Raw genomic sequence first — 6,133 nt, forward strand, 5'->3', positions numbered from 1 at the left:
GCGGGTATGCAGGCGACCTCGTACACGTACGACCCCGAGACCCGCAGCGGCAGCGTGCTGCTCGACGACGGCACCCCGGTGGACTTCGACGCCCCGGCCTTCGACGCCGGCGGGCTGCGCCTGCTGCGTCCGGGGCAGCGCGTACGGATCGAGACCGAGGGCTCGGGCACGGACCTGCGAATCACCCTGATCACGCTGCAAACCCTCTGACCAGGGCTTTCCGCGGCTCCGAGAGTCCGGGGACGCCGCGGGCCGGCGTCCCCCCGCAGGGGGCACCGGCCCGGCGCGTCGAAACCTCGGCTGCTCGGCCTACTTGCGGGCGGCCGTCTTCTTCGCGGTGGTCTTGCGCGCGGTCGTCTTCTTGGCGGGCGCCTTCTTCGCGACGGCCTTCTTGGCGGGCGCGGTCTTCTTGGCGGTGGTCTTCTTGGCGGCGGTCTTCGCCGGGGCCGCCTTCTTCGCGGCGGCGGTGGTGGTCTTCTTCGCCGCGGTGGTCTTCTTGACGGCGGTGGTCTTCTTCGCCGCCGGCGTCGCCTTCTTCGCGGCGGCGGTCGTGGTCTTCTTCGCCGCCGTGGTCTTGGCCGCCGTGGTCTTCTTGGCAGCCGCCTTCTTGGCGGTGGTCTTCTTGGCCGCGGCCTTCTTGACCGTGGTCTTGCTGCCCGCCGCGGCCGCCATCAGGCTGCCCTTCGGGGCCTTCTTCACGGCCACCTCGTCGCCCTTGGGGAGCTTCTTGGTGCCGCTGACGAGGTCCTTGAAGCCCTGACCTGCGCGGAAGCGGGGTACGGAGGTCTTCTTGACCCGGACGCGCTCACCCGTCTGCGGGTTACGGGCGTACCGGGCGGGGCGGTCGACCTTCTCGAACGAGCCGAAGCCCGTGACCGAGACCCGGTCGCCCGCGACGACCGCGCGGACCATCGCGTCGAGCACCGCGTCGACAGCGTCCGCGGCCTGCTGGCGGCCGCCGAGCTTGTCGGCAATCGCTTCTACGAGCTGCGCCTTGTTCACGTCTTCCCCTTCGGAGACATAGCCAGAACGAATGTGTTCAAGCTTTTTCGCACGTTAGGCGGATATATACCGCAAATCAAACACGAAACGGGCTAATCACCCTAGTGCCGCAACGATGTGGACCGTTGCGGAGTTCCTTCGCATCAGTCGCCTTCAGGGAATCGACCCTCGTCGAGGTCCTTCATCAACCTGTCCAGGCGCCTTGCCGCATCGGCGAGATCATGCTTCGCCGCGGCTGTGGCGACCAACAGCTTCCGGGTCAGCGCCATCCTTACGCCCTCCGGGACTTGCAGTGTGCGCACCCTTGTGTGTGCTTCTTTCAGCCGGTCCGCGACGAGTTCGTAGAGCTCGAGTTGACTGTCGCGTTCCATGCACAGATTGTGCCATCTGGGGCGAGTTGTCGCCTCACGGGGCCTCAACATACGACTGTGCCCCCCGCCGGAAGGCGGGGGGCACAGTGTTCGTGCACCGGCGAATAAGCCCTGATCAGGCCTGAATCGTGCGCGGCTTGAAGCTCGGCCGGGCGCTTTCGTAAGCGGCGATGTCGGCTTCGTTCTGAAGGGTGAGAGAGATGTCGTCCAGCCCCTCCAGCAGTCGCCAGCGGGCGTTCTCGTCCAGCTCGAACTCCGCCTCGATTCCCGCCGCGCGCACCTGGCGGGCGACGAGGTCGACGGTGATTTCCGCGGTGGGGTCGGCCTCGGTCAGCTCCCACAGCCGGTCGACGGTCTCCTGCGGCAGGACCACGGTGAGCAGTCCGTTCTTCAGGGAGTTGCCGCGGAAGATGTCGGCGAAGCGCGAGGAGATGACGGTCTTGAAGCCGTAGTTCTGCAGCGCCCAGACGGCGTGCTCACGGGAGGATCCGGTGCCGAAGTCGGGGCCCGCGACCAGCACCGTCGCGCCCTGGCGCTCGGGGCGGTTCAGGACGAACTCCGGGTCCTTGCGCCAGGCCTCGAAGAGCCCGTCCTCGAATCCGTCACGGGTGATCTTCTTCAGCCAGTGGGCCGGGATGATCTGGTCGGTGTCGACGTTGCTGCGGCGCAGCGGGACGGCCCGGCCGGTGTGCGTGGTGAAAGCTTCCATGGGTGATCAGACTCCGGCGGGCGTGGGGGCGTCGGTCAGGTCGGCGGGCGAGGCCAGGTGGCCCAGGACCGCGGTGGCGGCGGCCACCTGCGGGGAGACCAGGTGGGTCCGGCCACCCTTGCCCTGCCGGCCCTCGAAGTTGCGGTTGGAGGTGGACGCGGAGCGCTCACCGGGGGCCAGTTGGTCGGGGTTCATGCCCAGACACATCGAGCAGCCCGCGTGCCGCCACTCGGCGCCGGCCTCCTTGAAGACCTTGTCCAGGCCCTCCTCCACGGCCTGCAGGGCGACCCGGACCGAGCCCGGGACGACCAGCATCCGTACGCCGTCGGCGACTTTGCGGCCCCCGATGACCTGGGCCACGGCCCGCAGGTCCTCGATGCGGCCGTTGGTGCAGGAGCCTACGAAGACGGTGTCGACCTTGATGTCGCGCAGCGGCTGCCCGGCGGTCAACCCCATGTACTCCAGGGCCTTTTCGGCGGCCAAGCGCTCCGAAGCGTCCTCGTACGAAGCCGGGTCGGGGACGTTCGCGGAGAGCGGCGCGCCCTGGCCCGGGTTGGTGCCCCAGGTGACGAACGGCGACAGGGCGGCGCCGTCGATGACGACCTCCGCGTCGAAGACCGCGTCGTCGTCGGTGCGCAGCGTCCGCCAGTACGCGACGGCGGCGTCCCAGTCCTCGCCCCGGGGCGCGTGGTCGCGGCCCTGGAGGTAGTCGAAGGTGGTCTGGTCCGGGGCGATCATGCCCGCCCGGGCGCCGGCCTCGATCGACATGTTGCAGATGGTCATGCGCGCCTCCATCGAGAGCTTCTCGATGGCCTCGCCGCGGTACTCCAGGATGTAGCCCTGGCCGCCGCCGGTACCGATCTTGGCGATGATCGCCAGGATCAGGTCCTTGGCGGTGACGCCCTCCGCCAGCTCGCCCGTGACGGTGATCGCCATCGTCTTGGGGCGGGCCAGGGGCAGCGTCTGCGTGGCCAGCACGTGCTCGACCTGGCTGGTGCCGATGCCAAAGGCCAGCGCGCCGAAGGCGCCGTGCGTGGAGGTGTGCGAGTCACCGCAGACCACCGTGGTGCCGGGCTGGGTCAGTCCCAGCTGCGGTCCCACCACGTGGACAACACCCTGCTCGACGTCGCCCAGCGGGTGCAGCCGGACGCCGAACTCCGCGCAGTTCTTGCGGAGCGTCTCCAGCTGGGCCCGGGAGACCGGGTCCGCGATGGGCTTGTCGATGTCGAGGGTGGGGGTGTTGTGGTCCTCGGTGGCGATGGTGAGGTCGAGGCGCCGCACCTGGCGGCCGTTCTGCCGCAGCCCCTCGAAGGCCTGCGGGCTGGTCACCTCGTGCAGCAGGTGCAGATCGATGAAGAGGAGGTCGGGCTCGCCCTCGGCGCGCCGGACGACATGGTCGTCCCAGACCTTCTCCGCGAGTGTCCTACCCATCGCTTTCCCTCCGGTCGGCTGGTGAGCCGACGCTTCTAGAGATCTTTTCGAGGCCGCGTCCGTCCGGACCCCACGCCCCGGGCGGCGGGCTCTGACCCGTGGTTTCCGGGCCCGCACCTCTAGCCTGGCGGGTTCTCGGGAAAATTGAACTTGCGTTTCACAGTGTGAGACGTGAATATCGTTGCATGGACAACTCTAGCGGCGTCGGCGTTCTCGACAAGGCAGCTCTGGTATTGAGCGCACTGGAGTCCGGTCCGGCCACCCTCGCCGGGCTGGTCGCGGCGACAGGGCTCGCACGACCCACGGCACATCGTCTGGCCGTGGCTTTGGAACACCACCGGATGGTGGCGAGGGACATGCAGGGCCGGTTCATCCTCGGACCGCGGCTGGCGGAGCTCGCCGCCGCGGCCGGCGAGGACCGCCTGCTGGCCACGGCGGGACCGGTACTCACCCACCTCCGTGACGTGACGGGCGAGAGCGCGCAGCTCTACCGCCGTCAGGGAGACATGCGGATCTGCGTGGCGGCGGCCGAGCGGCTGTCCGGCCTCCGGGACACGGTCCCGGTCGGCTCCACGCTGACCATGAAGGCCGGGTCCTCCGCCCAGATCCTGATGGCCTGGGAAGAGCCCGAGCGGCTGCACCGGGGCCTGCAGGGCGCGCGCTTCACGGCCACCGCGCTCTCGGGCGTACGGCGCCGCGGCTGGGCGCAGTCGATCGGCGAGCGGGAGCCCGGCGTGGCCTCCGTCTCGGCGCCCGTACGCGGGCCGTCGAACCGCGTGGTGGCCGCCGTGTCGGTCTCCGGGCCGATCGAGCGGCTGACCCGCCACCCCGGCCGGATGCACGCCCAGGCGGTCATCGACGCCGCCGCGCGCCTCACGGAGGCCCTGCGCCGCTCCGGCTGATCCTTTCCGACCCGTTCACCACCCCGGGGCCCCGGGGGCGCCACGACGCCGCACACGTCCGAACAGGCGCCCTCAGGGCCCCTCTTGCGTGCCGGGTGCCGGATCGGTCCGCGGGCCCGCCGCCGGAGGCCGGCCGCCGGACACCGGTCCTCGGACGCCGACCCTCGGACTCGGGGACACCGGCCGGCGGGCGCTCGTACGGATCGCGTCCGGGCATGCGAGAAGGCCCTCCGTGATGATCACGGAGGGCCTTCCCTGTGCGTACCCCCGACCGGATTCGAACCGGCGCTACCGCCTTGAGAGGGCGGCGTGCTAGGCCGCTACACAACGGGGGCAAGATCTGAAGTTTCTGCAGATCAGCTGGCCTACCTGGACTCGAACCAAGACTAACTGAACCAGAATCAGTCGTGCTGCCAATTACACCATAGGCCACTGGTGGTTTAGACCAGTTGGTACCCCCGACCGGATTCGAACCGGCGCTACCGCCTTGAGAGGGCGGCGTGCTAGGCCGCTACACAACGGGGGCCCTAGCGATCCTGCATCGAGGCGTCCGGGAGCTACCCAGGAGACCTCGCGGGAAGGATCTGTACCCCCGACCGGATTCGAACCGGCGCTACCGCCTTGAGAGGGCGGCGTGCTAGGCCGCTACACAACGGGGGCAAGCACTGCATGCGCACTGCGCTGGGGTACCAGGACTCGAACCTAGAACAACTGAACCAGAATCAGCCGTGTTGCCAATTACACCATACCCCACCAAAACTCAACCCCCTGCGGGGGTCTCATTCAGTGGCGCCTCCGGCTTCCCGGCCTTTCGGCCCGCCCCGGCGGCGCAGAAAGAACATTACCGGAAGGGTGAGCCAGCTCCAAAACGGGTATCCATGGCCAGCACTCGGGGCAGCTCCGCCAGGCCCCGGATCCGGTGCACGCCCGCCGGTACGACCGCCTCCGCGGGCCCTTCCCGGTCCAGCCAGACGCCCACCAGCCCGGCGTCGCGGGCGCCCTCCGCGTCCACGTCCAGCCGGTCTCCCACGTACGCGACCTCGCCGGGCGGCAGGCCGAGCGCCTCGCAGGCGGCGCGGAAGGAACCGGGGTCGGGCTTGGCCAGCCCCAGCTCGGCGGCGCACACCAGCACCTCGAAGCGGTCGCGCAGGCCCAGGGCGCGCAGCTTGGGGTCCTGGTTCGCGTACGAGGAGTTGGAGAGCACCCCGTGGCGGTGGCTGGCGGCCAGGGCGTCCAGGGCCGGCAGCGCGTCCGGGAAGAGCGCCCAGGCGGCGCGGTAGTGGGCGACGTACCGGTCGAACCAGGCGTCGGCCGCCGCGTCGCCCAGGGCGGGCTCCCGCAGGAACTCGCGCACCCGGTCGCGCCGCTGCCCCTGGAAGTCCACGGCGCCGGTCTCGAAGCGGGCCCACTGCCGCTCGGTGATCTCCCGCCACAGCGCGAGCGCCTGGGCGGCCGAGCCGTACGCGGCGGCCAGGCCCTCGGCCTCCAGGTGGCCGGCCAGCCCGGACCGGTCGGACCCCGTGTAGTCGAACAGGGTGTCGTCGATGTCCCAGAGCACGGCGCGGAGCGTCATGTGACCGACGCTACAACGCCCCAGGGGGCGGTCGTCCGGAATTCCGGACGACCCCCCCCCCGGGGCGACCCCCCGCCCGGGCGGGGGGGGGGGGGACCACCAAGGCCCCGCGGAGCCCGCGGGGCAGGGGGGGGCCCCCGCGCTG

At 70.3% G+C, this 6,133-nt stretch carries 7 protein-coding genes and 5 tRNA genes; 2 read left to right on the top strand and 10 right to left on the bottom strand.

The features are described 5' to 3' along the window. The first annotated feature begins 6 nt into the window (after positions 1-6). Complete coding sequence (locus tag ACIQUR_RS10920; protein ID WP_403661682.1) at positions 7-210, top strand: hypothetical protein; 204 nt, start codon at positions 7-9, stop codon at positions 208-210. A gap of 99 nt (positions 211-309) precedes the next feature. Here ACIQUR_RS10920 and ACIQUR_RS10925 read toward each other — a convergent pair whose 3' ends face one another. The 4 genes from ACIQUR_RS10925 to leuC form a co-directional block, all read right to left on the bottom strand. Further along, on the bottom strand, positions 310-1,002 hold the full coding sequence (locus tag ACIQUR_RS10925) for an HU family DNA-binding protein (protein ID WP_403661685.1): 693 nt from the start codon (positions 1,000-1,002) through the stop codon (positions 310-312). Positions 1,003-1,145: 143 nt separating this feature from the next. Next, on the bottom strand, positions 1,146-1,373 hold the full coding sequence (locus ACIQUR_RS10930) for a hypothetical protein (protein WP_399953000.1): 228 nt from the start codon (positions 1,371-1,373) through the stop codon (positions 1,146-1,148). Between the two features lie 115 nt (positions 1,374-1,488). Further along, positions 1,489-2,082: a 3-isopropylmalate dehydratase small subunit gene (gene leuD / locus ACIQUR_RS10935; protein WP_403661688.1), complete on the bottom strand. Its 594-nt coding sequence runs from the start codon at positions 2,080-2,082 to the stop codon at positions 1,489-1,491. Between the two features lie 6 nt (positions 2,083-2,088). Further along, positions 2,089-3,513 (bottom strand): 3-isopropylmalate dehydratase large subunit, encoded by a 1,425-nt coding sequence (leuC, locus tag ACIQUR_RS10940; RefSeq protein WP_403661691.1) that lies wholly within the window; start codon positions 3,511-3,513, stop codon positions 2,089-2,091. Positions 3,514-3,698: 185 nt separating this feature from the next. Between leuC and ndgR the strand changes: the two genes are divergently transcribed. After that, positions 3,699-4,415, top strand: a complete 717-nt coding sequence (ndgR, locus tag ACIQUR_RS10945; RefSeq protein WP_355356330.1) for an IclR family transcriptional regulator NdgR — start codon at positions 3,699-3,701, stop codon at positions 4,413-4,415. Positions 4,416-4,677: 262 nt separating this feature from the next. Here the strand turns inward: ndgR and ACIQUR_RS10950 are convergent. The 6 genes from ACIQUR_RS10950 to ACIQUR_RS10975 form a co-directional block, all read right to left on the bottom strand. Beyond that, positions 4,678-4,750: transfer RNA gene (locus ACIQUR_RS10950), tRNA-Glu, on the bottom strand. Positions 4,751-4,775: 25 nt separating this feature from the next. Next, positions 4,776-4,847 (bottom strand) — tRNA-Gln (locus ACIQUR_RS10955). A gap of 18 nt (positions 4,848-4,865) precedes the next feature. After that, a tRNA-Glu gene (locus ACIQUR_RS10960) sits at positions 4,866-4,941 on the bottom strand. Between the two features lie 61 nt (positions 4,942-5,002). After that, positions 5,003-5,075: transfer RNA gene (locus ACIQUR_RS10965), tRNA-Glu, on the bottom strand. A gap of 21 nt (positions 5,076-5,096) precedes the next feature. Next, a tRNA-Gln gene (locus ACIQUR_RS10970) sits at positions 5,097-5,168 on the bottom strand. An 88-nt stretch (positions 5,169-5,256) separates the two neighbouring features. Then, positions 5,257-5,988 carry an HAD family hydrolase gene (locus ACIQUR_RS10975; protein ID WP_403661695.1) on the bottom strand — a complete coding sequence of 244 codons (732 nt, stop codon included), beginning with the start codon at positions 5,986-5,988 and terminating at the stop codon, positions 5,257-5,259. Positions 5,989-6,133 lie beyond the last annotated feature (145 nt).

This window comes from Streptomyces sp. NPDC101132 (assembly GCF_044759225.1).
In the GTDB taxonomy this organism is placed as follows: Bacteria; Actinomycetota; Actinomycetes; order Streptomycetales; family Streptomycetaceae; genus Streptomyces.